General features: G+C 58.7%; 22 protein-coding genes and 1 other RNA gene. 12 read left to right on the top strand and 11 right to left on the bottom strand.

What is annotated here, in order from left to right:
• Positions 1-22: 22 nt before the first annotated feature.
• A complete protein-coding gene (locus BW958_RS18515) occupies positions 23-1,060 on the bottom strand; it encodes an ABC transporter permease (RefSeq protein ID WP_076577392.1) in 1,038 nt (345 codons plus the stop codon).
• The gene (locus tag BW958_RS18510; RefSeq protein WP_218641783.1) at positions 1,060-2,544 is read right to left on the bottom strand and encodes an ABC transporter substrate-binding protein; all 1,485 of its coding nucleotides are present in this window, start codon (positions 2,542-2,544) and stop codon (positions 1,060-1,062) included. Before BW958_RS18510 ends, BW958_RS18515 begins: the two co-directional genes overlap by 1 nt.
• Positions 2,545-3,046: 502 nt before the next feature.
• On the opposite strand from BW958_RS18510, the gene nudK reads away from it, so the two are divergent.
• Positions 3,047-3,625: a GDP-mannose pyrophosphatase NudK gene (gene nudK, locus BW958_RS18505; protein ID WP_076577390.1), complete on the top strand. Its 579-nt coding sequence runs from the start codon at positions 3,047-3,049 to the stop codon at positions 3,623-3,625.
• A 252-nt stretch (positions 3,626-3,877) separates the two neighbouring features.
• Here the strand turns inward: nudK and ffs are convergent.
• The 3 genes from ffs to BW958_RS18490 all read right to left on the bottom strand — a co-directional run bounded on the left by ffs (position 3,878) and on the right by BW958_RS18490 (position 6,364).
• Positions 3,878-3,974: signal recognition particle sRNA small type (gene ffs / locus BW958_RS18500), an RNA gene on the bottom strand.
• Positions 3,975-4,082: 108 nt separating this feature from the next.
• Positions 4,083-4,871 carry a sulfite exporter TauE/SafE family protein gene (locus BW958_RS18495; protein ID WP_076577389.1) on the bottom strand — a complete coding sequence of 263 codons (789 nt, stop codon included), beginning with the start codon at positions 4,869-4,871 and terminating at the stop codon, positions 4,083-4,085.
• A gap of 56 nt (positions 4,872-4,927) precedes the next feature.
• Positions 4,928-6,364, bottom strand: a complete 1,437-nt coding sequence (locus tag BW958_RS18490) for a basic amino acid/polyamine antiporter (RefSeq protein WP_076577388.1) — start codon at positions 6,362-6,364, stop codon at positions 4,928-4,930.
• 469 nt (positions 6,365-6,833) lie between these two features.
• Between BW958_RS18490 and BW958_RS18485 the strand changes: the two genes are divergently transcribed.
• Positions 6,834-9,806, top strand: a complete 2,973-nt coding sequence (locus tag BW958_RS18485) for a DUF748 domain-containing protein (RefSeq protein WP_179078882.1) — start codon at positions 6,834-6,836, stop codon at positions 9,804-9,806.
• Between the two features lie 154 nt (positions 9,807-9,960).
• Positions 9,961-10,554 (top strand): acetate uptake transporter, encoded by a 594-nt coding sequence (locus tag BW958_RS18480; RefSeq protein ID WP_076577386.1) that lies wholly within the window; start codon positions 9,961-9,963, stop codon positions 10,552-10,554.
• 59 nt (positions 10,555-10,613) lie between these two features.
• On the opposite strand, the gene BW958_RS18475 is transcribed toward BW958_RS18480, so the two are convergent.
• Entirely contained in the window at positions 10,614-11,396 is a 783-nt protein-coding gene (locus tag BW958_RS18475) for a M90 family metallopeptidase (protein ID WP_143233143.1), read from the bottom strand.
• Positions 11,387-11,812 (bottom strand): GNAT family N-acetyltransferase, encoded by a 426-nt coding sequence (locus BW958_RS18470; RefSeq protein ID WP_076577384.1) that lies wholly within the window; start codon positions 11,810-11,812, stop codon positions 11,387-11,389. The genes BW958_RS18475 and BW958_RS18470 overlap by 10 nt, the downstream gene beginning before the upstream one ends.
• A 283-nt stretch (positions 11,813-12,095) precedes the next feature.
• Between BW958_RS18470 and BW958_RS18465 the strand changes: the two genes are divergently transcribed.
• Positions 12,096-13,589, top strand: coding sequence for an alanine/glycine:cation symporter family protein (locus BW958_RS18465; RefSeq protein ID WP_076577383.1), 1,494 nt, complete (start codon positions 12,096-12,098; stop codon positions 13,587-13,589).
• Positions 13,590-13,651: 62 nt separating this feature from the next.
• On the opposite strand, the gene BW958_RS18460 is transcribed toward BW958_RS18465, so the two are convergent.
• Complete coding sequence (locus BW958_RS18460; protein ID WP_076577382.1) at positions 13,652-14,458, bottom strand: crotonase/enoyl-CoA hydratase family protein; 807 nt, start codon at positions 14,456-14,458, stop codon at positions 13,652-13,654.
• Positions 14,459-14,663: 205 nt separating this feature from the next.
• On the opposite strand from BW958_RS18460, the gene BW958_RS18455 reads away from it, so the two are divergent.
• The 7 genes from BW958_RS18455 to BW958_RS18425 all read left to right on the top strand — a co-directional run bounded on the left by BW958_RS18455 (position 14,664) and on the right by BW958_RS18425 (position 21,756).
• Entirely contained in the window at positions 14,664-16,457 is a 1,794-nt protein-coding gene (locus BW958_RS18455) for a putative nucleotidyltransferase substrate binding domain-containing protein (RefSeq protein WP_076577381.1), read from the top strand.
• Between the two features lie 2 nt (positions 16,458-16,459).
• The gene (locus tag BW958_RS18450; RefSeq protein WP_076577380.1) at positions 16,460-17,086 is read left to right on the top strand and encodes a 3'-5' exonuclease; all 627 of its coding nucleotides are present in this window, start codon (positions 16,460-16,462) and stop codon (positions 17,084-17,086) included.
• Between the two features lie 88 nt (positions 17,087-17,174).
• Positions 17,175-17,489, top strand: a complete 315-nt coding sequence (locus tag BW958_RS18445; protein ID WP_076577379.1) for a DUF485 domain-containing protein — start codon at positions 17,175-17,177, stop codon at positions 17,487-17,489.
• A complete protein-coding gene (locus tag BW958_RS18440; protein ID WP_076577378.1) occupies positions 17,486-19,144 on the top strand; it encodes a cation acetate symporter in 1,659 nt (552 codons plus the stop codon). The genes BW958_RS18445 and BW958_RS18440 overlap by 4 nt, the downstream gene beginning before the upstream one ends.
• A gap of 193 nt (positions 19,145-19,337) precedes the next feature.
• The gene (locus BW958_RS18435; RefSeq protein ID WP_076577377.1) at positions 19,338-19,550 is read left to right on the top strand and encodes a hypothetical protein; all 213 of its coding nucleotides are present in this window, start codon (positions 19,338-19,340) and stop codon (positions 19,548-19,550) included.
• Positions 19,551-19,613: 63 nt separating this feature from the next.
• Positions 19,614-20,060 (top strand): hypothetical protein, encoded by a 447-nt coding sequence (locus BW958_RS18430; protein WP_076577376.1) that lies wholly within the window; start codon positions 19,614-19,616, stop codon positions 20,058-20,060.
• Positions 20,061-20,163: 103 nt separating this feature from the next.
• Positions 20,164-21,756 (top strand): ABC-F family ATPase, encoded by a 1,593-nt coding sequence (locus tag BW958_RS18425; protein WP_076577375.1) that lies wholly within the window; start codon positions 20,164-20,166, stop codon positions 21,754-21,756.
• A 67-nt stretch (positions 21,757-21,823) separates the two neighbouring features.
• Here BW958_RS18425 and BW958_RS18420 read toward each other — a convergent pair whose 3' ends face one another.
• Complete coding sequence (locus BW958_RS18420; RefSeq protein ID WP_076577374.1) at positions 21,824-22,159, bottom strand: tRNA-binding protein; 336 nt, start codon at positions 22,157-22,159, stop codon at positions 21,824-21,826.
• 70 nt (positions 22,160-22,229) lie between these two features.
• Positions 22,230-22,943 carry an AraC family transcriptional regulator gene (locus tag BW958_RS18415; protein ID WP_076577373.1) on the bottom strand — a complete coding sequence of 238 codons (714 nt, stop codon included), beginning with the start codon at positions 22,941-22,943 and terminating at the stop codon, positions 22,230-22,232.
• Between the two features lie 142 nt (positions 22,944-23,085).
• Here BW958_RS18415 and BW958_RS18410 point away from each other — a divergent pair, with 142 nt between their 5' ends.
• Entirely contained in the window at positions 23,086-23,466 is a 381-nt protein-coding gene (locus BW958_RS18410) for a RidA family protein (RefSeq protein ID WP_076577372.1), read from the top strand.
• 36 nt (positions 23,467-23,502) lie between these two features.
• Here the strand turns inward: BW958_RS18410 and phoU are convergent, their stop codons facing one another.
• The gene (phoU, locus tag BW958_RS18405; protein WP_076577371.1) at positions 23,503-24,213 is read right to left on the bottom strand and encodes a phosphate signaling complex protein PhoU; all 711 of its coding nucleotides are present in this window, start codon (positions 24,211-24,213) and stop codon (positions 23,503-23,505) included.
• Positions 24,214-24,217 lie beyond the last annotated feature (4 nt).

Below are 24,217 nucleotides of genomic sequence, written 5' to 3'. Positions count from 1 at the left end.
CTGTAGATGACCATCCATCGCATTAACGACTGCGCGGATCAACGGCGTGGGTCAGCGCATCGGCCAGTGCATTCATCAGCACAAAGGTGCTGCCAATAAGCAAGGTGGCACCGAGAATAGCCGGCGTGTCGGAGGCAAACAGTGCCGTGGTCAGATAACGGCCAATCCCCGGCCAGGCGAAGACGGTTTCGGTGAGCACGGCCCCTTCCAGCAAGCTGGTATAGGAAAGCGCCAGCACCGTGATGAGCGTCCCCAGCACATTGGGCAGCACATGGCGCAGCAGCAGACGAACCCGCCCCACCCCTTTGGCGCGCGCCAGCACCACGTATTCCTTGCCACACTCTTCGAGCAGCGCTGCGCGCAACAAGCGAGTGATCCCCGCCATCGAGAGCAGAGCCAAGATCACCGCTGGCAGCCAGAGGTGCTGTAGCGCATTGATAAACATCTCCCGATCACCGGATCGCCAGCTGTCGAGCAAAATAAAACCGCTTTGACGCTCTAGGGTGTAAAGGTAGACATCATCGAGCACACCAGGACCGGCCGACCAGTGCAGCTTGGCGTAAAACAGCAGCAGCCCGAGCAGGCTCATCCAAAATACCGGTACCGAATATCCCACCAGCGAGACGAGGCGCACTGTGTTATCGAGCCAGCTGCCGGGTTTCAATACGCACAACAATGCCAACAGCAGCCCACCGCTGGCGCTGAGGATGATGGCGCAGGTAGCAAGCTCTAGCGTGGCGGGAAAGGTTCTGAGCAGATCGCCCAGCACCGGCTGAGCGGTCGAGCGCGACATCCCCATGTCACCTTGCAGCAGATGCCGCAAGTAATCAGCAAACTGGACAAACAGCGGCTGATCCAGCCCCAGCTCTTTGCTGACCTTGGCATAGGTTTCCAGACTGGCGTGATCACCAGCCACCTGCAGCACCGGGTCAATCGGTGCCAGACGCGACAACAGAAAAGTAATCAGCAGTAGCACCAGCAAGGTGAGCAGCATGGAGATGCCCTTGACCAGCCACCATCGATTGCGGGCCATGTGGCCCGCAGTGCTGGAGAGCGCCATTACTTGCTCACCTTGTCATAGAACACCATGTCCGGGTTCACCCCTTGGACATATCCCTTCACGTCGTCCCGCACAGCAATCAGGCTGCGAGCCTGCAGGCCAATCACAAACGGCGAGCTTTGCTGCACCGAGCGCTGCAATGCCTGATAGGCAGCAACCCGTTTAGCCGGATCCGCTTGCGCAATCGCCGCCACAGTTTGTTGACTCAAGGCCGGGATCTGCCAGTTAGCACGCCAGGCCAGTGTTTTGCTGCCATCCTCCGGGTTGAAAGCAAAGGCCGAGGCATTGGTATGCGGGTCGAAGTAATCCGGGCCCCAGGAGGCGAGCGTCGCATCATAGGCATGTGACTTAACCTGGGTGGACACTTGCGCACTGATGCCCGGCACCAGCTCTACGTTAACGCCGCCTTGGGCAAAGCTGGCTTGCAAGGCTTGCGCGATATCCAGATACGGCGGCTGGTTGTTGACCACCAGCTTGAAGCTCACGTTATCAAGCCCGGCTTTGTGCAAAATGGCCTTGGCCTTTTCCGGATCAAAGCGATAGGGCTGGTCACTGAGTGCCCCCGGATAGCCCTCGGGCAGGAAAGCCTGATGGATCTGAAACTGGCCTTGCAACAGCTGGTTGGCAATCTTGTCGTAGTCAAACAGCCAGCGGGCGGCCTCCCAGAATGCCGGGTTACCCAGTGCGGCACTGGCCTTGCTATTGAACTGCAGGAAATAGAGCGAGGCATAAGGAATGGCCAGTGGCTTCACGCCGGCCTTCTCTTTCAGTGCCGCCATCTGATCGGCACCCAGATTACGGGCAATATCGGCATCACCCTGCTCGATAAGCAGACGACGAGCCGCGGCATCGGGCACGTTTTTGATCAGGATGCCCTTAAGCTTGGGCGCCCCCGCAGGCGACGTCGGGTTAGCATCGAGCACCAGCGCCTCATGCGGCACATAGTTGCGGATTGAGAACGGGCCGCTGCCTGCGGAGTGACTGGCCAGCCACTGATGGCCCAGATCGTTATTCTGCTGATGAGACAGCGCCACCTTGCTATCCACAATCGACGCCACCGGCGCCGAGAGCAGACGCAACACAAAATCGGGGCTGGCATTTGCCGGCCAGCTGAATTTCACCGTCGCATCATCCAGTTTGGTGATATGGCTGGCGATGTTTTTCTCGTCCAGCCCCAACTGGGTCAAAATAAATGCCGGCTCTTGATTGAGCGTGACCACACGCGAGAGAGAAAAAACCACATCATCGGCGGTGACTTTATTACCTGATGCAAAATGAGCATTGGGTTGTAATTTGAATACCAGGCTGCGGTTATCGGTGCCAGCGCTCCAGGATGCAGCTAAATCCGGTAATAATTGTGAGGGATTATTCACATCGGCTTTTACCAAACGCTGATAAAGATTATTAAATGCCTGCACCGTGGTCAGCTCAAAGCCCTGCGCCGGGTCAAAGCTGGATGTATCATCAATGGATTGGGCAATCACCAGTGTATTTGCTGGGGTAGATGCGACAGCATGCGTGGCCACAAGCACAGAGCCAATAATCAATGCTAATTTGGAGAGCTTTTTATTCATATGACAGCCTTTATTATAAATTTACATCAGGAAGACCAGTCTAGAGTCACCCCCCACTCAGCCATAACTGAGTTTTTTTGCTATCATTATCTAAAATTGTTCATACCGGCCGGTCAATTCACCGTGGTTATTTGTTATTCTTAATTTATATATAGACTCGTGTGTAACGTGTCCATGCGCTGCATTTATGACCAATAATAGACCGTGAACGCTATAAACTGTTAGCGTATTAATGTCGTTCTTGAGCAGCAATGCAGCGCGTGGGTCTGCCATGTCATAGAGCCCTGGCCAGCATCCTGTCTGGTCTGGGCCATCCCCCTGATTGGCGACTAGGCGCATCGCGTCTCTCGGTATAAAGTGAGTTGTTCCAGGCGCGAGCCGTCCTATCGTAATACGCCATCAAGGAACAAGCATGAATAACAAAATACGCCATATTGAAAAAACAGTGCTCTCCGACAACTGGTACACCCTGAACAAATACTCTTTTGAGTATCAAAACCACCAAGGATTATGGCAGCGCCAAGAGCGTGAAGCCTACGATCGCGGCAATGGTGCTACCATCTTGCTCTACAACAAACCGAAACGTACCGTTATCCTCACCCGGCAATTTCGCTTACCCACCTATATCAATGGTAATGTGGATGGCATGCTGATCGAGACATGTGCCGGCCTGTTGGATCAACACAATCCCGAAGCTTGCATTAAAAAAGAGACCGAAGAAGAGACGGGCTATCGTTTAAACAGCGTGCAGAAAGTGTTTGAAGCTTATATGTCGCCAGGATCAGTGACCGAAATATTGTACTTTTTTGTCGGAGAATATGACGACAGCATGAGGGTCTCATCCGGTGGTGGCTTGGTTGACGAGCAGGAAAACATTGAGGTGTTGGAGCTTGCATTGACTGAAGCGATTAATATGGTAGCCAATGGGGAAATAAAAGATGGCAAGACCATTATGCTGCTGCAATATGCCCAGCTAAATCAACTTTGTTAAATAAATCGCTCAATATTATGCTGATTATAGTTTAACGAAAGGGGCCAACTCAACGTTGGTCTCCTTTAAGTGAATCTAATGCAACTGGCGAGAGCCTTAACCGTAAAAAAGCCGTACTGCCGTTGCAGAATCTTAGACACTGAGAGATTGACGAAGGTCAGTTGAAGCGACTGACAAGACGTGAGTGATAAGACGTGAGTAATAAGAAAGCAGCGAGGAGATAACAGTGTGATGTGCTAGAAATGGAGGCGGCCCCACCAGCCACATCCCGGCACTCGAGTCCCCCGCCTTGGCTGCTCCCTTCCGGGCCTGACCAGGTTGACAGGTTATCGATGCGAGAGGACCAATGGGGCCACCATCGAACGCAGTGCAGTCTACCAGAGGTGCCCCTCAATGCAACGGCTTTATGCCCGTTGGCACACTGCTTGCGTGCTTTTTCAGCAAGTTGCGCTAATTCTCAGCTAAACAGCATAAATTTGGTACCCACCAGCAGCAACAGACAGGCAAACGCCTGCTTGAGCCGCTGTGGTGGCAGGCGATGGGCCAGACGTGCGCCGACACGAGCAAACGAGGTGCTGGTCAGCACAATGCCAAACAGTGCCGGCAGATAGATATAGCCCAGCGACCACTCGGGCAGATCCCGGTTGCCCCAACCGGCATAGAGATAACTCAGGCTGCCCGATAGCGCAATCGGCAGACTGCAGGCCGCCGAAACGGCCACTGCGCGACTCATGGGAACGCGGCACCAGGAGAGATAGGGCACCGTCAGTGAGCCGCCGCCGATGCCGAAGATAGCCGACATCCAGCCAATCACGGTGCCGGCAATGGCGTTGCCCACCCGTCCTGGCAGAGCGCGTCCCCCTTTGGGCTGCAGGGATAGCCCCATCTGCAGCGCCATGGCCCAGGCAAAGGTGCCGATAATCATATTCAGGATATTGGCAGGGAGCTGGCTGGCAGTCAGCCCACCGAGCCAACCGCCAATGATCATCCCGGCGCCCAGTTGCCGGATCACGGTCCAGTCCACGGCGCCGGTTTGCTGATGAGCCCGCAGCGAGCTGACACCGGTGAAGATCATGGTCAGCATGGAAGTACCCAGCGCAAGATGCGTCACCACATCGGGCGCAATATGCTGGGCATGAAACGAGGCCACCAGCACCGGGACAATGATCAATCCGCCACCGATGCCAAACAGACCCGCCAGCAGACCGGCGCAGGCCCCCAGCAGCAGATAGCCAACAAACAGCATGCAGCAATCCTTTGAAAACAAACGGGGTGGCTCATGCCACCCCGTTATTGTGCCGCCTAGTTCAGCGCAATGGTACCGTTAATGACCTCGTACAGCGCCAGCACGGCAAATCCGAGCAGCGCGATGGTCATGCCCTGCTCAACCCGGGTCAGGCCACGCAGCCCATGATGCTGACGCGCCTTCCAATAGATAAACACGCCCGGGCTATAGAGCAGTGCCACCAGCAGCAGGTATTCGATACCGGCGGCATAGACCAGCCAGCAACCATAGGCCGTGGCGATGGTCGCCAGCAGCATGTCACGCTTGCGCTGATGGGGCTGACCTTCATAGGTTTTACCGCTCAGGGCAAGCTTGAGCCCATAAGCGCCGGAGAAGACATAGGGCACCAACGCTGCGGCAGTGGTGATGTTCACCAGGGCCAGATAGGTGGAGCTCTGGAAGTAGATAATGATGAGAAACAGCTGGATCAGGGCCGCCGAGCACCACAGCGAGACCTGCGGTGAACCATGGCTGTTTTCACGGGCAAACCAGGCCGGAAACACGCCGGTCTTGCCAGCGATAAACGGCACTTCAGCCGCCAGCACGGTCCAGCTCAGCAGTGCGCCCATCACCGAGATCACCAGGCCAATGTTGATAAGCCAGGCGCCCCAAGGGCCAACCACATGCTCAAGGATCAGCGCAGTAGACGGGTTTTTGAGCGCTGCAATTTCGGGCTGACTCATCACGCCCAGAGCAAACAGACTGACCATGACATACAGCGCCAGTGCGCCGAGCAGCGCCAGTACGGTAGCGCGGCCTACATCACGGCGGTGACGAGCACGCGCCGAAACCACAACCGCCCCTTCAATACCGATAAAGACCCACAAGGTGACCTTCATGGTGGATTTCACCTGATCGAGCACAGAGCCAAGCTCAGGCGTCTGGGTGCCCCAGATATCCAGAGTAAAGGTATCCATATGGAAGGCGAGCAGCAGCGCCACGCAGAACACGATCAGCGGCACCATCTTGGCGATGGTGGTCACCACGTTGACCATGGCCGCCATCTTGACGCCGCGCAGCACCAGACCGTTGACCGACCAGATCAGCACCGAGGCCAGCACAATCGCAGCCGGCGTGTTGCCGTCGCCAAACAGTACGTGTTCGGGGGTGTCGAAGAAGTAGCTTAAGGCACTGAACACCACCACGGCGTAGGAGACGTTGGCGAGGAGTTGGCAGATCCAGTAACCCCAGGCCGCATTAAAGCCGATGAAGTCACCAAAACCCGCTTTGGCATAAGTAAAGATACCGCCATCCAGATCAGGGCGGCGCATCGACAGCGTCTGATAGACCAGTGCCAGGCAGATCATGCCAAGGCCGGTTATCACCCATCCGATGGTGACAGCACCCACCCCGGCATGAGCGGCGATATTTTGCGGCAGACTGAAAACGCCGGCACCGACCATGGAGCCGATCACCAGTGAGATGAGGGCAGCGAGCCCCAGCTTGTTGTCCATCTCTGTCCTGTTTTTTGATTATTCTGGCAGTGATCGACCATCCCTATTCAATCGACCTACCCTCGCGACTCGGAGCCCGCTCCCGGGTCCATGAAAAGGGCGGCAACTATATTGCATGATTATTCCTGCTGCAATGGCCGTCGCCACAAATCCCACTCTCTTTGACGGGGCTCAATTCTACAGGAGTGGACGAGAATGCTTGTGACAGGGGTCAAATTAGGGATGATCCCCTGACAAATCACATAATTACCGACATTTTTCCTGAGCTCGGTCGGCACCCGCCTGCATGAACATGCGTCGCAGCCTGCGAGACAGGAAAGGTTTTCGTATGAAAACTACATCCTAACTCTGTCGCATCGCTCACGCTCTCCCCTATCGGTCGCTGGTGAGCCCCAACGACCGGTGCCATAATGGCCCCGTTAAACAGTTATTCGGGGTGGTGATGACTCTTTCGCTGCGCGGACGTCGGGTGTTATACGGAGTGACCTTGCTACTGGTGGCTCTGGGACTGTTTATCTGGCAGTTACCCAGTCTGATCCAACATCAGCTGCCCACCTGGCTGCAAAAACACTATGGCCTGCAGCTCAGCATGAGCAAGCCACGCCTCGAAGAGGGCGCCCTGCTGCTCAATGATGTCAATCTGCGCGACAAACAAGGCGCTCCCCTGCTCGCCTGGCACTCCCTGCGGATTACGCCGCGCTGGTGGGACTCTGTGCGCGAACAGGCGCTGCTGCTCGATTCGGTACACCTGTTTGGCCCGGTGGTGACACTCACCCGCCATGACGGCGATCACTTCTCCCTCAATGACGCCTTTGCGCCCCTGTTTGCTGGCAAGAGCGACCCCAGCGAGGGCAGCGATGCGCCGCCCACGCTGCATATCGGCAAGATTTATCTCTCCGGCGGGATTTTCGATTATCAGGATGCCCGCAAGCTGCCCGCCGGAAAAAAAGATCCGGCCCTGCTGCTGCGCGCTATCGACCTGACCCTCGGCGATCTGACGCTGGCGCCCAACACCCGCCTGCCCTTCACCCTTGATGCTCACCTCAAGGAGGCCAAGCTGGGGGCCAGCGGCACGTTGATCCTCACCCCCTGGCAAGTCGAGGGCAAAGCGCAGATCGACCAGTTACCGGTCAATCTGTTTGCCCCCTGGTGGCACCCCTGGGTGGCCATGAACGTGCCCAAGGGCAGTGCCAGCGCCAGTGCCAAGGTGCTGGTCAACCAGCAGCAGTGGCAAGTTAAAGAAGGGGAGCTGACTCTCGATAATTGGCAAGTCACCCGCGCCCATCCCATGGGGACACTGCCAGCCGAGATCGGCCGCTTTGCGCGCCTTGGGGCCAAAGGGGTAAGCCTCGATGGACAGAAACGCCAGCTCAGCATCGCCGGCATAACCTGGAGCGAGCCAGTTTTTACCACTCGTCTTGATGAGCAGTATCTGCCCGATTTGATGCCGCTTATTCTGCCCGCACGTACGCAGCCTACGTTGAATAATGCCTCAAGCAAGCCAGCCAACGCCTCGAAGCCTGCTGCGCAGCACGCACAGGCTGCGCCAAGCGTGACAAAAGCGTCGGTCAAACCCGCGGCCAGTCACCAGAACACCGCCCCCCATCACAGCGAATCTACTGGCCCCTGGCAGTGGCGAATTGACAAGATTGCCGTGCAAAACGGGACCGTCAATTTAAATGAGCCGAGCTCAGGTAAATGGCGCTCGCGGCATATCAGTGCGCTGTCGGCCACCTTTTCCCCCCTCTCCGGGGCGCTGGAAAAACCGGCCAACGTAAGCTTTAAAAGCCGGGTAGATAATCTTGCCAACTTGGGCTTTGACGGGCAGATGACGCTCTACCCCTTCTCGTTCGACGGCCATATCGAGCAGCAAACCGTGCCGCTTGGCTGGGCTCAGGCCTACTTGCAAAACTGGCTGCGCACCCGCATTGACAGCGGCAATCTCAATGGCCGCCAACAGTTGGTGCTTGCCACCGACAAGAGCGGTAACTGGCAACGCGCCAGCCTTAAGGGCGATCTGAAGATCGACAGCTTCAAGATGGTCGACAAGCGCGACAATCAGCGGCTGCTCACTTTTGATGGACTGGCGGCCAACAACATCAGCGGCGATCTGGTCAAACGCAGCATCAGCGTCGAACGAGTGCTGGTCAATCACGGCTATGGCCGACTGGAAGTCAACAAAGATGGCAGTACCAACCTGCAATCTTTGCTTTTGCCAGGGCCTGCACCCAGTGCCTCTGCCCAGCACAGTCGTGATACATCGCCACCGCTTACCCTGCGCATCGATGAGGTGGCCACCCGTGATGGCGAGCTGCTGTTTGCCGACCGGCGCCTGAGCCGCGATTTTGTGGTCAATATCGCCAGCCTTAACGGCCAGACCCGCCATATCAGCAACACCCCGGGACGGCGCTCGGAGATTGCCCTGCAAGGCAAGGTTGATAGCTATGCCCCGGTCAGCATCGAGGGGACGGCCAATCTACTGGTGGCCCAGCCGGTGCTGGACATGACGGCCGCGTTCAAGAATCTGGAGCTCACCACCTTCACCCCCTACTCGGCCAACTACGCCGGCTATGCCATCGACAAGGGCCAAATCTCGATGCGCCTGCAGTACAAGCTGGTGGGTAGCAAACTCGAAGGCAGTAACGACATTCGCATCACCAAGTTGCAGCTTGGCGACAAGGTTGAAAGTCCCGATGCCATGGATTTGCCGCTCAAGCTGGCGGTGGCACTGCTGTCGGACTCCAAGGGGGAGATTAACCTCGATCTCAAGGTGAAAGGAGATCTGGACAACCCGGATTTCAGCGTCGGCAAACTGTTTTGGAACGTATTGGGCAATACCCTCTCCAAGGCCATTACGTCGCCCTTTAGCCTGCTGGCCTCCCTCACAGGAAGTCAGGCACCGGTTGAGCAGGTCAATTTCCCGGCCGGAGAGAGCGAGCTGGCGCCGCAAACCCAAGCGCAGCTCTCGCAGCTGGCCGATGCCCTGCATCAACGGCCGCAGCTTGGTATCAATTTGCGCGGTGAAGTGGATCATCATGGCGATCTGCTGGCCCTGCAGCGGCTGCAGCTGGAAAACCAGCTCGGCAAGGAGCTCGATCGCCCCACCTCGCTGGAACAGATTGGCAGCGACAGCGAGTTGCAAGCGGCGCTCGATACCCTCTACAGCAGCACCTTTGCCGGCGATATCAAGGCGTTGGCCCTGAGCCACCAATTGGTGCCCGGCAGCAACAGCGCCTGGACGCTTGGGATCGATACGCTGGCCGCGCGTCAACGTGTCAGTGACAAGAGTCTGCGCCGGCTGGCGATTCGCCGCGCCCAATACATCAAGGCGCAATTTGTGGAGCATTACAACATTTCGCCCGAGCGGGTGTTCGTGCTCGACAGCAAAAGTGGCGATGAGAAGAGCGAGGCGCGCGTGCTGTTTTCTCTGGAGGTAGAGTAAACAAGAGAGTACTCAAAAACGGGCACTCTCTGTGGCCCGCCTCCCAGTGTCGTTTTTTTTCATCATTTCCCACCCCTTCCCTCTTGCCTAGGCGATATCGCCTGTCTAGAATCGCGCAACTTCTACACACCCCCACTGTTTCGGAGATATCCAAGTGAGTGAAAAACTGGCCAACCCGGCTCCGCTCGGTCTGATGGGCTTCGGTATGACCACCGTGCTGCTGAACATCCATAACGCAGGCTTCTTCCCCATGAGTGCCATGATCCTGGCCATGGGCCTGTGCTACGGCGGCATCGCCCAGATCATCGCCGGCATCATGGAATACAAGCACGGCAACACCTTCGGTGTGACCGCGTTCGTCTCCTACGGTTTCTTCTGGTTGAGCCTGGTTGCCCTGGTCGTCATGCCGACTATGGGTCTGGCTGCACCGACACCAGAAGGTTACATGGGCTGCTACCTGCTGATGTGGGGTGTGTTCACCTTCTTCATGATGCTCGGCACGGTAAACTTCCCGCGCGTTAAACAGTTCGTGTTCGCCTCCCTGACCGTACTGTTCTTCCTGCTGGCCGCCCGTGATTTCACTGGCAACGCCCTGATCGGCACCATCGCCGGTTTCGAAGGGATCATCTGCGGTGCCAGCGCCATCTATCTGGCCATGGCAACCGTTATCAACGAGCAGTATGGCCGTGTGGTCCTGCCGATCGGTCAAAAGCCGAAGGCCGCTGCCGTGCTCAAAGCTGCTGCCTAACTCAGGTAACGGCTGAGAAGAAAGGGCTCCCATCGGAGCTCTTTTTTATTGTCTGATGATCAGTCACTCGCGCCATCTTCCGGCTGCCGCGAACGCGGATCCTGACCAAATAACGCCTTGAGTTCATCGTATACCGCCGGATAGACCCGTTGCAGCGTCGCTGGTCGGGTAAAAAACAGCTCGCTGCAAACCGCCAAAAACTCGGCCGGATGGCTGGCGGCATAGGGATCAATCGAGGGCTCTTCACCCCGCGCAAGTTGAGCGTTCAAGGCATCAAACGCCGCCTGAAAATGGCGCCGCCAGCGCTGCATCGACATGCCGAGGCGCATCGGCGGTGCGCCATCGGCCTCCCCGCCCAGCATATCGATTTTGTGCACCAGTTCGTGGATCACCAGGTTGTAGCCATCCCAGCCGCCATCTTGTGCCAGCTCACTCCAGGCCAGCACCAGCGGCCCCTGCTGCCATGACTCGCCGGCATGCTCCTCTTCGATGTCGCTGACCAGTCCGAATTCGTCTTGCAGGGTTTCACGCCGCACCACCGGCTCGGGAATGAGGATGATCTCGTGAAAACCGCGGTACCACTGCAGATCCAGATGCAAAATCGGCAGCACCGCCTGCAGCGCCAGCGCGGCGCGATCCTCAGGGCTCAACGACACACCAAGCTCGGTCAGGCTTTTTTGTCTCAGTAGCGCCGCCGCCAGCTCACACAGACGGGTCTGCTCATGCTCATTCAGCCCTTGCAGGATGGGGATGGCCAAGAGCACCTCTCGCCAAGGCAGAGCGTCATCGGGGTTACTTGGCCTTGTCCCAAGCAGGCGCTGCAGCCAGCTCATCACTCCCATCGCTTGACCAGACGCTTGCGCCGCTCCTCGTAGCCCTCGCGCGCATAAAAGCGGTGGGCATCGACGCGCCGCTCGCCGCTCGAGAGTTCAAGCTGCACGCAACCGGCAGCCCGCGCCTGTTGCTCGGCGGCGGCCAGCAGGGCGGCCCCCACCCCTTGCGAGCGCACCGTATCACTGACCACCAGCGCGCTGACCCGTCCCCACCGCTCATCCACATGCAAAGGAGACTGCAACTGCCAAACCAGTACGCCCACGACCGTCCCCTCTACCTGTGCCACCAACACTTCACGTCCGGGCACCGTCTCTTGCAGCCGGGTCGCCAGATCACGTCCCTTGGGCGGATAACCGAGCTCCACAAACAGGCGTTGCAGGGCGGCCACATCGTCGAACCCGGCAGGACGAATCATGAGACTCATAACAGCTCCTTTTCACTATCAACCCCGTCAGCTACGGGATGAAAAACAACCAAGTTCACCTTTTTGCAACATTAACGCAAAAACAGACTAGGAAGTGAGAACACAAATCGCTATCTTAGCGCGGTCAATCCTGCCAAACGGCAACATGACCGCTTTTTATGGCACCGAAGTGCGACTTTACAGTGGATCTGTGAGTCGTCAACGCATCGCCCCTCGAAGGGCCGGGCCTGACCAACGCGATGACAGACACAATACAACACAACATGACAAGGAGCCGTTGACCATGAATGATTTGGTCAATGCCATTAATGGCATTATCTGGAGCCCCGCGCTCGTCTATCTGTGCCTCGGTGTAGGCCTGTACTTTTCCCTGCGAACCCGCTTTTTGCAACTGCGCCACCTCAAGGAGATGGTGCGCCTGATGTTTGATGGCAAGAGCACCGATGCCGGTGTCTCCTCCTTCCAGGCGCTGGCCATGACCTTGGCTGGGCGAGTGGGAACCGGGAACATCGCTGGTGTGGCAACCGCCATCACCTTCGGCGGTCCTGGCGCGCTGTTCTGGATGTGGATGGTGGCCTTTTTGGGCGCGAGTTCGGCGTTTGTCGAATCGACCTTAGGTCAAATCTACAAAGAGAAGATCAACGGTGAATACCGCGGCGGTCCGGCCTTTTATATCGAAAAAGGTCTGGGCATGAAGTGGTACGCCTGGCTCTTCTCGATTGCCACCATCTTCGCCTGCGGCGTGTTGCTGCCGGGGGTGCAAGCCAACTCGATTGCCAACGGTCTGCAAAACGCCCTGGCCATCGATCCGAACGTAACTGCTGCCGGTCTGGCGCTGCTGCTTGGCTTTATCATCTTTGGTGGCGTCAAGCGCATCGCTAACTTCGCCAGTATGGTCGTGCCCTTTATGGCGCTCGGTTACATCATCGTAGCCTGCGTCATCATTGCGCTGAACATCGAGCAACTGCCGGGCGTACTGGCCCTGATCCTGCGCAGCGCCCTGGGCGTTGATGCCGGCTTTGGCGCTATTTTGGGTCTGGCCATCATGTGGGGCGTCAAACGCGGCGTCTACTCCAACGAAGCCGGCCAAGGCTCCGGCCCGCACGCCTCGTCGGCCGCCGCCGTCAGCCACCCGGCCAAGCAGGGTCTGGTACAGGCCTTCTCGGTCTATATCGACACCCTGTTTGTCTGCTCGGCCACCGGTTTCATGCTGCTCATCACCGGTCTTTACAACGTACAGGGGCCGGACGGTGCTGCCATCCACACCGGCATTGCCGGTGTGGCCGCAGGCCCGGGCTACGTGCAGACCGCGATGGAAACCATGATGCCGGGCTTTGGCAACGTGTTTGTGGCGATTGCGCTGTTCTTCTTCGCCTTTACCACCATCGTGGCCTACTACTACATCGCCGAGACCAACATCGCTTATATCAACCGCACCATTCGCATGAACTGGCTGAATCTGGTGCTCAAGATCGCCATGATGGCTTCGACCGTGTATGGCACCGTCAAGACGGCGGAGCTTGCCTGGGGCATGGGGGACATCGGCGTGGGTCTGATGGCCTGGCTCAATATCGGTGCCATTTTGCTGCTGCAAAAACCGGCGCTGCTGGCGCTGCGCGATTATGAGCAACAGCAAAAGCAGGGGTTGGATCCGGTGTTCCATCCGGAGAAGCTGGGTATCAAGAATGCCGACTACTGGGGCGGCCAGCGCTCTGAGCACAACCTGGAGCTGGAAAAAGAGGGTCACGGCTTCGAGCCGGATCAACCGGCCAGCTAAGCATGTTTATTTCATGACCACCTCATATGGCAGCCCACGGGCTGCCATTTTTTATCGTCAACCTAACCGCGAAAGCGACTGGGGCCAAAGGCCAGATGGCGGCCAAACAAGCTGTTGATGGTGGCCCGCCACTGATTGGGCCGCCCGAGGATCTGCCTTTGCAGGCGGGTCTCTTCCTGCATCACCTGCGCATCGCTGCGGGCCCAGGCGTCGTGATACAGCTGCTTGATGCCCGCCAGCGCATCGGGGGATTTGGTGAGCAGCACCCGCACAAAGGCCTCGGCCTCCTGCATCGGTTGATCGCACACCCGACTGATCAGCCCCAGTTTTTGCGCTTCGTCAGCAGGCACCTCACGCCCGGTCATGGCCAGCTCCATGGCGGTGTCCATGCCGACCAGATTGCGCAGGGTGGCCGCGCCGCTCATGTCGGGGATGATACCCCACTTGATCTCCATCACCGAGAAACGGCAATCGGGCGCCGAGAAACGAAAATCAGCCCCGAGCGCGATCTGCAGGCCGCCGCCAAAGCAGACCCCGTGGGTCACCGCAATCACCGGCACTGGCAACTGGTGCCAGCCATAGGCCACCCGCTGCGCCAAATTGGTGGCATCATCGGCTTCGCGCTTGAGGATCTCGAGCGCCGCCAGCGGGCTTTTCATCATGGATTTCACATCCAGCCCGGCACAAAAGGCGCGACCCTCCCCACTTAAAATCACCGCCCGCAGCCCCTTCTCCTGCCCCAGCCGGGTCAGCACACTGTCGAGCGCATCAAACATGGGACGGTCCAGCGCATTGAGTTTTTCGGCCCGACTCAGACTCACCCGGGCAACCCCGCCATCAAGGTGACACTGTACCCGCTCTGTGCTCATCATCCTCTCCTTGCTCGCAACAGGTCAGACCTCTATGTTAACCACTGGTTAATCCATTAACAATCTTTAGCCGAGCGCCTTTCTCACCGCTGACGTGTCAGCCAGCCACCTTCGCCCCCTTGGTTTGACCCCCTCTCTTCGACCAAAGTCCTGTGGCTGCCGGCCCGGCTTGCCTGCCACACTGAATAAAAAAGTGGAGACCGGTATGACGCCCCTGTTTAATCCAGAGCGCCCCCCGTTTGACAGGCTCGATGGCCCGCAGCGCGAGCGCCTCGAGCGCAGCCTGCAGCTCATTTATGTCCGTGCCCATGCGGTGCTGCTCGAGCCCGGCGCCCCGGTCGAAGGGGTACTGTTGATGGCCAAAGGGGCCGCCGAGGAGCGCAGCCCCGACGGTCATACCCACGTTGCCGACTACGGCCCCGATGATCTGTTTGATCTGCGCGCCCAGTTTGACGGCCAGCATCGTCACCGTTTTATCGCGCTGGAAGATTGCCTCTGTTTTTTGATCCCGCGAACGCTGTTTCTGGCGTTGTGCGATGAGACGCCAGCCTTTGCCGACTATTTTCGTGGCAGCTTGAGTGAACACCAAGCGGTGGCCGAGCGCCGTTCTGAGCCCGGCCAGCAAAACCTGTCGGAATTTCTGCTCACCCGCATTGACCTGACCCATCTGCAGCCGCCCTTGCTGCTACCGGCCGGCACCACGCTGGAGTGCGCCACCCGCACCATGGCGGCCGCCGGCTGTGACTGCCTGCTCTGGCAACAGGGCGAGCGCTGGCAACTGGCAACCCGCACCACCTTGCTCCATGCACTGGTGCTCTCGGGCATCTCGCAAAGTGCGCCGCTCTCGGCACTGCCCGCCGAGGTGCCGCTCATCTCCCTGCCCCTTGGCGAATACCTGTTCGACGCGCTGATCCTGATGACCCGCCATCAGATCAAACGCATCGTGATCACCGATGGGGAACGTATATGCGGCATCTTGCACCTGACCCGGGTGTTGGGGCTGTTTTCCACCCACTCCCATGTGCTGACCCTTCGCATCAACCGGGCCAACGATGAGTCCGCGCTGGAGGCGGTGGCGCGAGAGCAGGGCAGACTGACCGCCAATCTGTTTGCTCAGGGCATTCACACCGCCTTCTTGCTGCGCCTGATGTCCGCCGTTAACGAGCAGTTGATGGCCAAGGCGTTTGCTCTGTGCATACCTGCGGCCATCCATCAGCGCGTCTGCCTGCTGGTGCTGGGCTCTGAGGGGCGCGGCGAGCAGATGGTCAAAACCGATCAGGATAACGCCCTGATCTTGCCCGATGATCTCGATTGGCCGACCCAAGCGGTTGATCTGGCCCGCTTTGCCGCCCTGCTCGAGCGTCTTGGTTACCCACCTTGTCCGGGCAATGTGATGGTGACCAATCCCCAGTGGGTTAAAACCTGCGAGCAGTGGCACGATGCCATCGATTCGGCCTTGCTAAACGCGGCGCCCGAGGATCTGTTGTGGCTCGCAACCTTGAGCGATGCGCACGCCGTGGCCGGGGATGCAGGCTTGCTTACCCCTATCCGGCGCGCCTTGCTGGTTAAACTGGGGGATCGCACCGACCTGCTGGCCGACATGGCGCGCGCCGCCGTGGCCTTTCACACCCCGCTCACCCTGTTTGGCCGGCTTGAGCGCGAACCGGATGGGTTAGATCTTAAGCGCGGCGGCCTCTTTTCACTGGTGCACGGCACCCGCTTGCTGGCCATTGAAGCCGGTATTACGGCGACCTCAACGCTAGAGCGCATCGAGCAACTGGCGGCCAGCTCACGCTTGAGCCGCGAGTTTGCCAGCGATCTGGCCGAGGCATTTCGTCTGCTGACCCGCCTGCGGCTGGCTGGGCAACTCAAAGACGGCAGCAACCGGGTCAAGGTCAGTGAGCTACCCACGTCACAGCGTGACCTGCTGCGCCACAGCCTCGGCGTGGTTAAAAAATACCAGCAGTGGCTCGCCATGCACTTTCGCGTCAGGCAATAACCATGCTGCGCCGCCTGCATCGCTATTGGCTGGGACGCCCGTTTCAAGCGGGCGAGTTTGCACCGCTGTTTACCGCGCCCCCGCGTGATGAGTGGGTGGCGCTGGATTTTGAAACCACCAGCCTGGATCCGGCCAAGGCCGAGATCGTGTCGATGGGGGCGCTACGCATCCAGGGCTCACGCCTGATGGTCGGGGATGCCTTGTCGCTTAAGGTGAGACCGCCCGATTCCCTCACGGCGCAATCGGTGGTGATCCACGGCCTTCGTCATCAGGATCTTGACGATGGCCTGCCGCTGGAAGATGCCCTGCGCCAACTGCTCGCGTTTATCGGTGCGCGGCCACTGGTGGGCTATCACATCGCCTACGACCGGGCCATTTTGCAGCGCCACTGCAAACGGCTGTGGCGCCTGCCCCTGCCCCACCCGGCCATCGAAGTCAGCCGGCTCTACTTTGATGCCATCAGTCGGCGCCTTGATGGCGCACACATCGATCTGCATCTTGCCGCCATCTGCGAGCACCTTGGACTACCGGCCCTACCTGCCCATGACGCACTGACCGACGCCTTGACCGCCGCCCTGGTGTTCGTCCGTCTGCGCTATGGCGCTGCGCCGGATTATCCCAAAGTCTAATTGTTGAAACACAACAAATTATTCACATTTCAATAACAAGGTCGCAGGTAGCGACCAGGCAACGGGATTTCACAAGGAGAGAGAACCAATGGACGAACAGATCTATCAGCGTATCCAGCAGGATCCGCACTTCCAAGAGCTGGTGGACCGTCGCCAGCGTTTTGCCTGGGTGTTGTCAGCCATCATGCTGGGACTGTACCTGGCGTTCATTCTGCTGATTGCCTTCGACCCGGCCTGGCTCGGCACGCCGCTGTCGGAAGGCTCCACCATTACCCGCGGTATCCCGGTCGGTGTCGGCATCATCGTGGCCGCCTTCGTACTGACCGGTATCTATGTCTCCAAGGCCAATGGCGAGTTCGACGAACTCAACCAGAAGATCATTCAGGGAGTACAAAAGAAATGATGCACTCACTCTTGCTGCTCTGTCTGGGTCTGTTCACCTCTCCCCTGCTGCTGGCTGCCGGTGCCATCGAAGGCGAGGTCAAACAGCAACCGCTCAACCTGTCGGCGATCCTGATGTTCCTGGTGTTTGTGGCCGCCACCTTGATGATTACCTGGTGGGCCGCCAAGCGTAACCGCTCGGCCGCTGACTACTACGCCGCCGGTGGCCGCATCACCGGCTTTCAAAATGGACTGGCGATTGCCGGTGACTACATGTCCGCCGCCTCGTTTCTCGGGATCTCGGCGCTGGTCTACACCTCGGGGTACGATGGGCTCATCTACTCCATCGGCTTTCTGGTCGGCTGGCCCATCATCCTGTTCTTAATTGCCGAACGTCTGCGTAACCTTGGCAAATACACCTTTGCCGACGTGGCCTCCTATCGCCTTGGCCAAACCCCGGTGCGCAGCCTCTCGGCCTGCGGCTCGCTGGTGGTGGTGGCGCTCTACCTTATCGCCCAGATGGTGGGGGCAGGTAAGCTGATTGAACTCCTGTTTGGTCTGAACTATCACGTCGCGGTGGTGCTGGTCGGTATTCTGATGGTGCTCTACGTGCTGTTTGGCGGCATGCTGGCAACCACCTGGGTGCAGATCATCAAGGCCGTGATGCTGCTCTCGGGCGCCACCTTTATGGCAATCATGGTGATGAAGTCAGTTAACTTCGACGTCAACACCCTGTTTGCCGAAGCGGTCAAGGTGCACGCCAAGGGCGCCGCCATCATGAGCCCCGGCGGCTTGGTCGCCGACCCCATCTCGGCCATCTCGCTCGGTTTGGCGCTGATGTTCGGTACTGCCGGGCTCCCTCATATCCTGATGCGTTTCTTCACCGTGAGCGACGCCAAGGAAGCGCGCAAGAGCGTGTTCTTTGCCACCGGGTTTATCGGCTACTTCTACATCCTGACCTTTATCATCGGCTTTGGCGCCATCCTGCTGGTCAGCACCAACCCGGAGTTTAAGGACGCCACCGGCGCCCTGCTCGGCGGTAACAACATGGCGGCCATTCACCTGGCCAACGCGGTCGGCGGCAGCTTGTTCCTCGGCTTTATCAGCGCCGTGGCATTTGCCACCATTTTGGCGGTGGTGGCAGGTCTCACGTTGGCCGGCGCGTCAGCGGTCTCTCATGATCTCTATGCCAGCGTGTTTCGTCACGGTCAGGCCAATGAAGCTGACGAGCTGCGGGTCTCCAAGCTCACAACCCTTGGGCTTGGGGTCGTCGCCATCGGACTTGGCATCCTGTTTGAGAAGCAGAACATCGCCTTCATGGTGGGTCTGGCCTTCTCGATCGCCGCCAGCTGCAACTTCCCGGTGCTGTTCCTCTCCATGTTCTGGTCGCGTCTGACCACTCGTGGCGCGGTCTGGGGTGGCGGTCTGGGTCTGGTCAGCGCCGTGGCGCTGATGGTGATGGGGCCGACAGTGTGGGTGAAGGTACTGGGCCATGCCGAAGCTATCTTCCCCTACGAGTACCCGGCCCTGTTCTCGATGGCGATTGCCTTTATCGGCATCTGGTTCTTCTCGGTGACCGACAAGTCGATTGCCGCCGCCGAAGAGCACGCTCGCTTCCTGCCACAATTTGTCAGATCGCAAACCGGTATTGGCGCCGCCAAGGCCGCGTCGCACTGATAACGGATTGAATCTTGCCACGCGCCGGCTTGATGCCGGCGCTGCTTTTTTATCTTCCTGGTGATCGGTCGCATCAATCCGTCGAAAACGCGCTGCGACAGGGCCAAATCATGAGCTAACCCACTGAATCACAACCAAGATAGATCTAGTGTGATATTGCGCCTTAACCAAGGCGAGCGCCCGGAGGCCCCCTATGCATATCCGTTACTGCGAAGCCTGCAACCAGGAAACCGAGCACAAGGAGGCAGCGCGCGCCCCTCGCACCCCCCGCTCAGCCAGCACCCAGGGCACACCACGCGAACAGGCCAACGAGGCGCAGGCGTATCCGGCGCGGCCAAAGAGCTATATCATCTGCCAGGAGTGCGGCAACGAAACCCTCGATAACGAGGAGGGTGCCTTTCGTTAGCACGCCAGCAAGGCACGGGCGCAGGGTCGCGCCCGACATGGCATAACAGGAGTCACAGGTCGCATGGATGTCGACAGATTGCAGTCCCACTCTGCCCGTTTTCGCTCGGCGCTCGATGCGCTCTCTCCCAAACTGGGCCTCTCGTTTTGCCGCTTTCCCCTCGGCGCCTGCGCCGACAGCTCGCTGCTGTTAGGCACCTATCTTGCCGAGCAAGGCTTTGGAGCGTTTAACTACATGCTGGGCAGCTACGGCGATGAGTTTCGCGGCAATTTCAGCTCCCACGCCTGGCTGCAGCAAGGTGAGCTGATTGTGGATGTCACCGCTGATCAATTCCCCGACATCACGGCGCCAGTCATCGTGACGCACGACTCGCACTGGCACCGCATGCTGCGCGGCGAGCGTCACCACATCGCCGATTATCGCCGCTATGGCGCCAGCGTCGATGCCGAGTTGGCCCCGCACTACGCACTTATCTGCCAATGGCTGCAGCAGCACGCTCCAGACGAGTGATGCTGTCATCAAGCCGTCAAGGATAAGACTCACAATTTGGCTAAAAAAATGCGCCGTTGTGTGCCATAATCTGCGCCCTTTGTGATCAACCGGGACATCCACTGTGCTCTCTTGCAACAACATCACCATGCAGTTTGGCGCCAAGCCGCTGTTCGAGAACATCAGCATCAAGTTTGGCGAAGGCAACCGTTATGGCCTGATCGGCGCGAATGGCTGCGGCAAGTCCACCTTCATGAAGATTCTGGGCGGCGATCTCGAGCCGTCTGGCGGCAATGTCAGCCTGGATGTCAACGAGCGGATCGGTAAGCTTAAACAGGATCAGTTCGCCTACGAAGAGATGCGCGTGCTGGACGTGGTCATGATGGGCCACGCCGAGATGTGGGCCGCCATGCAAGAGCGCGATGCTATCTATGCCAACCTCGAGGCCAGCGACGACGATTACATGCGCGCCGCCGAGCTCGAAGGCAAGGTAGCCGAGTATGACGGTTACACCGCCGAAGCCCGCGCTGGCGAGCTGCTGCTCGGCGCCGGTATTCCGCTGGAGCAACACAGTGGCCCGATGAGCGCCGTCGCCCCGGGCTGGAAGCTGCGGGTGCTGCTGGCTCAGGCGCTCTTCTCGAGCCCCGATATCCTGCTGCTCGACGAACCGACCAACAACCTGGACATCAACACCATCCGCTGGTTGGAAGAGGTGCTCAACGCCCGCGATTGCACCATGATCATCATCTCGCACGACCGTCACTTCCTGAACATGGTCTGCACCCACATGGCGGATCTGGATTACGGCGAGCTGCGCGTCTACCCGGGCAACTATGACGAATACATGCTGGCCGCAACCCAGGCCCGTGAGCGTCTGATTGCCGACAACGCCAAGAAGAAAGCCCAGATTGCCGACCTGCAATCGTTCGTGTCACGCTTTAGCGCCAACGCCTCCAAGTCGCGTCAGGCCACCTCGCGCCTCAAGCAGATCGACAAGATCAAGATTGAAGAGGTCAAAGCCTCCAGCCGCCAGAACCCCTTTATTCGTTTTGATCAGGACAAGCAGCTCTATCGCAACATCCTCGAAATGGAAGGCGTGGCCAAGGGCTACGGTGACGGCCCGCTGTTTAAAGGGCTCAGCATGCTGCTGGAAGTGGGCGAAAAAGTGGCCATCCTCGGTACCAACGGTATCGGTAAGTCCACCCTGATCAAGACCCTGGTCGGCGAGTTTGCACCGGATGCCGGCACCATCAAGTGGTCTGAAAATGCCCAGATTGGCTATTACGCCCAGGACCATGCTGAAGATTTCGACACCGATCTCAGCGTCTTCGACTGGATGGCCCAGTGGAAGAAGGAAGGGGATGACGAGCAAGCCGTGCGCTCTGTGCTCGGTCGCCTGCTGTTCTCCCAAGATGACATCAGAAAGCCGGTGCGCGTACTCTCCGGTGGCGAGCAGGGCCGCATGATTTTCGGCAAGCTCATCATGCAGCGCCCCAACATCCTTATCATGGATGAACCGACCAACCACCTGGACATGGAATCTATCGAATCCTTGAACCTGGCGCTGGAGATGTTCAAGGGCACCCTGATCTTCGTCTCCCACGACCGTGAGTTCGTCTCGTCGTTGGCAACCCGGATTCTGGAGCTGACCGAAAACGGTATTCGTGACTTTAGCGGCACCTATGATGACTACCTGCGCAGCCAGGGCATCGTCTAACCGACGTACCACGCATACCACAAGGCCCCAGCACGGGGCCTTGTCTTTTGCTTTAGAGCTTAACGACTTAACATAGCCGCGCCCCGTTGGCGACCGGCTGATCCGGCACCGCCAGCACAATGCCGTCGTCACTGGCAAAACCGGTCAGCAAGAACTCGGAGCGAAACGGACCAATCTGTTTGGCCGGGAAATTTACTACGCCGACAATCTGCCGCCCCAGCAGCGACTCGGGGGTGTAACGCCGGGTGATTTGGGCGCTGCTTTTACGCTCGCCAATCTCGGGGCCAAAATCGACCCATACCTTGTAGGCCGGGTTGCGCGCCTCGGGAAAGGGCTCGACCCGCACTATGGTGCCGACGCACAGCGCCACTTTTTCAAAATCCTGCCAGCTAATCTGATCCATGGTCTCTCCTTGCGGTTAACCTAGATAGCGTAATGATGAGACGAGCAGTCCGCGCCGGTCACACACCGCTTTATTGCGGCGAGCCACCGTTTGCTGCGTCATTGCGCTGACGCCAGCGGCTCGGCGTAAAACCATACTCGCGGGCAAAGCGCTCGGCAAAGGCGGACGGATTGTCATAGCCCACCCGGGCGGCCACCTCGCTCACCGGTAAACCGGTTTCGATGAGCAGTCGTGCCGCCATTGCCAGTCGGCGCTGCTGCACATAATGCTGAGGACTCATCCCCAGCTCACGGCGAAAACGCTGGTTAAACTGACTGAGGCCAAGGCAGGCCTCGGCCGCCAGCTCATGGCTGCCAAGCGAGGCTCCGAGATGCAGCTCGATATGGCGCTGCACGCGGCGAATGCGCGCACTGACACCATTAGGCGCAGCCAGTAGCGACAGCCACAGCTCTCCCATTCCCAGCAGCGAACGTCCGTGGGCCAGCGCGCTCTGCACAAACGACAGGTAGGCGCGCTGGGTGGCATCGAGCGTGATAAAGACCTGCTCCCCCACCCCGTCCGGCAGCCACTGGCTGTCATGGACCAGAAAGGCACTCTTGGGATCGGCAGCAAAATCGTGGCGTTCACCGGGCAAGATGATGCAAGCCTGACCGACGTTGAGTGCGGCGGCCTTGCCTGCCACCTCGATATCGAGGGCGCCATCAATGGGCATCACCAGTTGCGCATAGTCATGGTGATGGGTGGTGGTGTCACGTTGATAATGACGAAGTGAAAAAGGGGTCATGTCTGCTCCACATTCAGGTCACCAGTGTAACCCGCGCCCATCCGGCGACAAGTCTGCCGATGTAAGGCTTCGCCAATGAATTGCCCGCCTGCACGCGGCGGCGTAGCATGACGGGCTCGTTGCACTGCTTGCTGGAGCTCTTATGCCAACCCGCCTTCACTACGACTGCCTGCCACCGATTGCCGGCCCCTATGTGCATGCGATTCGCCATCGCGGCGTGCTCTATCTCTCCGGCCTTACCGCCATGGGCACTGCCGCCGAGCAAGGATCGCTTCGCGAGCAGACCCGCGCCATTTTAGCGCTGATTGGCAAGGTACTGGCTCAGGAAGGGCGCACGGTGAGCGATCTTATCCGCATCAATATGTATGTGTGCGATATCGGTGCGCTGGCCGAGCTGCGCGATGTGCTGCGGGAGTTTTACCAAGGCGTGCTGCCGGCAAGTACCCTGCTCGAGGTCTCTGCCTTGATCAAGCCGGAGCTAAACATCGAGATTGAGGCGACCATTGCGATCGAGGATGAATGAACACGGGGCCTGACGGCCCCGTGATAGCGAGATGGCTTATGGCTTGTTCACCAGATTGGTGAACTCGTCGCCCTTGGCATGGCGCACGTCCTTGCCCTTGACGTAATAGATGATGTATTCGCAGATGTGCTGGCAACGATCGCCCACCCGCTCGATGGCGCGCGCGGCCCACAGCACGTTGAGCACCTGCGGGATGGTGCGCGGATCTTCCATCATGTAGGTCATCAGCTCACGGATCACCGACTCGTACTCACGATCGACCTTGTCATCTTCCTGATAGACCTCGACTGCGGCGTCCAGATCCATACGGGCAAAGGCGTCAAGCACATCGTGCAGCATCTTGATGGTGCGTCGGCCCATGTTCTCGAGCGACACCAGCGGAGGCTGCGGCTTGTTGGCGTTATCGGTCAGCATGCGGGCGATGCGCTCGGCCACGTCCCCGATCCGCTCCAGCTCGGCGATGGTCTTGATGATGGCCATCACCAGACGCAAGTCAGAGGCGGTCGGTTGGCGCTTGGCGATGATGCGGGTGCACTCTTCATCGATGGCCACTTCCATGGCGTTGACCTTGTGATCAGTGCCGACGATGCGGCGGGCGGCATCCAGATCCTGATCATGAATGGCCGCCAGTGCGTCGGTCAGCTGTTGCTCGACCAGCCCTCCCATCACCAGCACCTGATTGCGCACGTTTTCCAGCTCGGTGTTGAACTGCCCCGAGATGTGTTTGCCAAGATTCATATTGTCCATGTCG

The sequence above is a fragment of the Aeromonas sp. RU39B genome (assembly GCF_900156095.1).
Classification (GTDB): Bacteria; Pseudomonadota; Gammaproteobacteria; order Enterobacterales; family Aeromonadaceae; genus Aeromonas.
This window is presented reverse-complemented; position numbering and strand designations above follow the sequence as displayed.

Coding starts and splice junctions, on each gene's coding strand:
- BW958_RS18515 (WP_076577392.1), bottom strand. CDS start 1,060: ATGGCGCTCTCCAGCACTGCGGGCCACATGGCCCGCAATCGATGGTGG.
- nudK (WP_076577390.1), top strand. CDS start 3,047: ATGAATAACAAAATACGCCATATTGAAAAAACAGTGCTCTCCGACAAC.
- BW958_RS18495 (WP_076577389.1), bottom strand. CDS start 4,871: ATGCTGTTTGTTGGCTATCTGCTGCTGGGGGCCTGCGCCGGTCTGCTG.
- BW958_RS18490 (WP_076577388.1), bottom strand. CDS start 6,364: ATGGACAACAAGCTGGGGCTCGCTGCCCTCATCTCACTGGTGATCGGC.
- BW958_RS18475 (WP_143233143.1), bottom strand. CDS start 11,396: ATGGGAGTGATGAGCTGGCTGCAGCGCCTGCTTGGGACAAGGCCAAGT.
- BW958_RS18470 (WP_076577384.1), bottom strand. CDS start 11,812: ATGAGTCTCATGATTCGTCCTGCCGGGTTCGACGATGTGGCCGCCCTG.
- BW958_RS18465 (WP_076577383.1), top strand. CDS start 12,096: ATGAATGATTTGGTCAATGCCATTAATGGCATTATCTGGAGCCCCGCG.
- BW958_RS18460 (WP_076577382.1), bottom strand. CDS start 14,458: ATGAGCACAGAGCGGGTACAGTGTCACCTTGATGGCGGGGTTGCCCGG.
- BW958_RS18455 (WP_076577381.1), top strand. CDS start 14,664: ATGACGCCCCTGTTTAATCCAGAGCGCCCCCCGTTTGACAGGCTCGAT.
- BW958_RS18450 (WP_076577380.1), top strand. CDS start 16,460: ATGCTGCGCCGCCTGCATCGCTATTGGCTGGGACGCCCGTTTCAAGCG.
- BW958_RS18445 (WP_076577379.1), top strand. CDS start 17,175: ATGGACGAACAGATCTATCAGCGTATCCAGCAGGATCCGCACTTCCAA.
- BW958_RS18440 (WP_076577378.1), top strand. CDS start 17,486: ATGATGCACTCACTCTTGCTGCTCTGTCTGGGTCTGTTCACCTCTCCC.
- BW958_RS18435 (WP_076577377.1), top strand. CDS start 19,338: ATGCATATCCGTTACTGCGAAGCCTGCAACCAGGAAACCGAGCACAAG.
- BW958_RS18430 (WP_076577376.1), top strand. CDS start 19,614: ATGGATGTCGACAGATTGCAGTCCCACTCTGCCCGTTTTCGCTCGGCG.
- BW958_RS18420 (WP_076577374.1), bottom strand. CDS start 22,159: ATGGATCAGATTAGCTGGCAGGATTTTGAAAAAGTGGCGCTGTGCGTC.
- BW958_RS18415 (WP_076577373.1), bottom strand. CDS start 22,943: ATGACCCCTTTTTCACTTCGTCATTATCAACGTGACACCACCACCCAT.
- BW958_RS18410 (WP_076577372.1), top strand. CDS start 23,086: ATGCCAACCCGCCTTCACTACGACTGCCTGCCACCGATTGCCGGCCCC.
- phoU (WP_076577371.1), bottom strand. CDS start 24,213: ATGGACAATATGAATCTTGGCAAACACATCTCGGGGCAGTTCAACACC.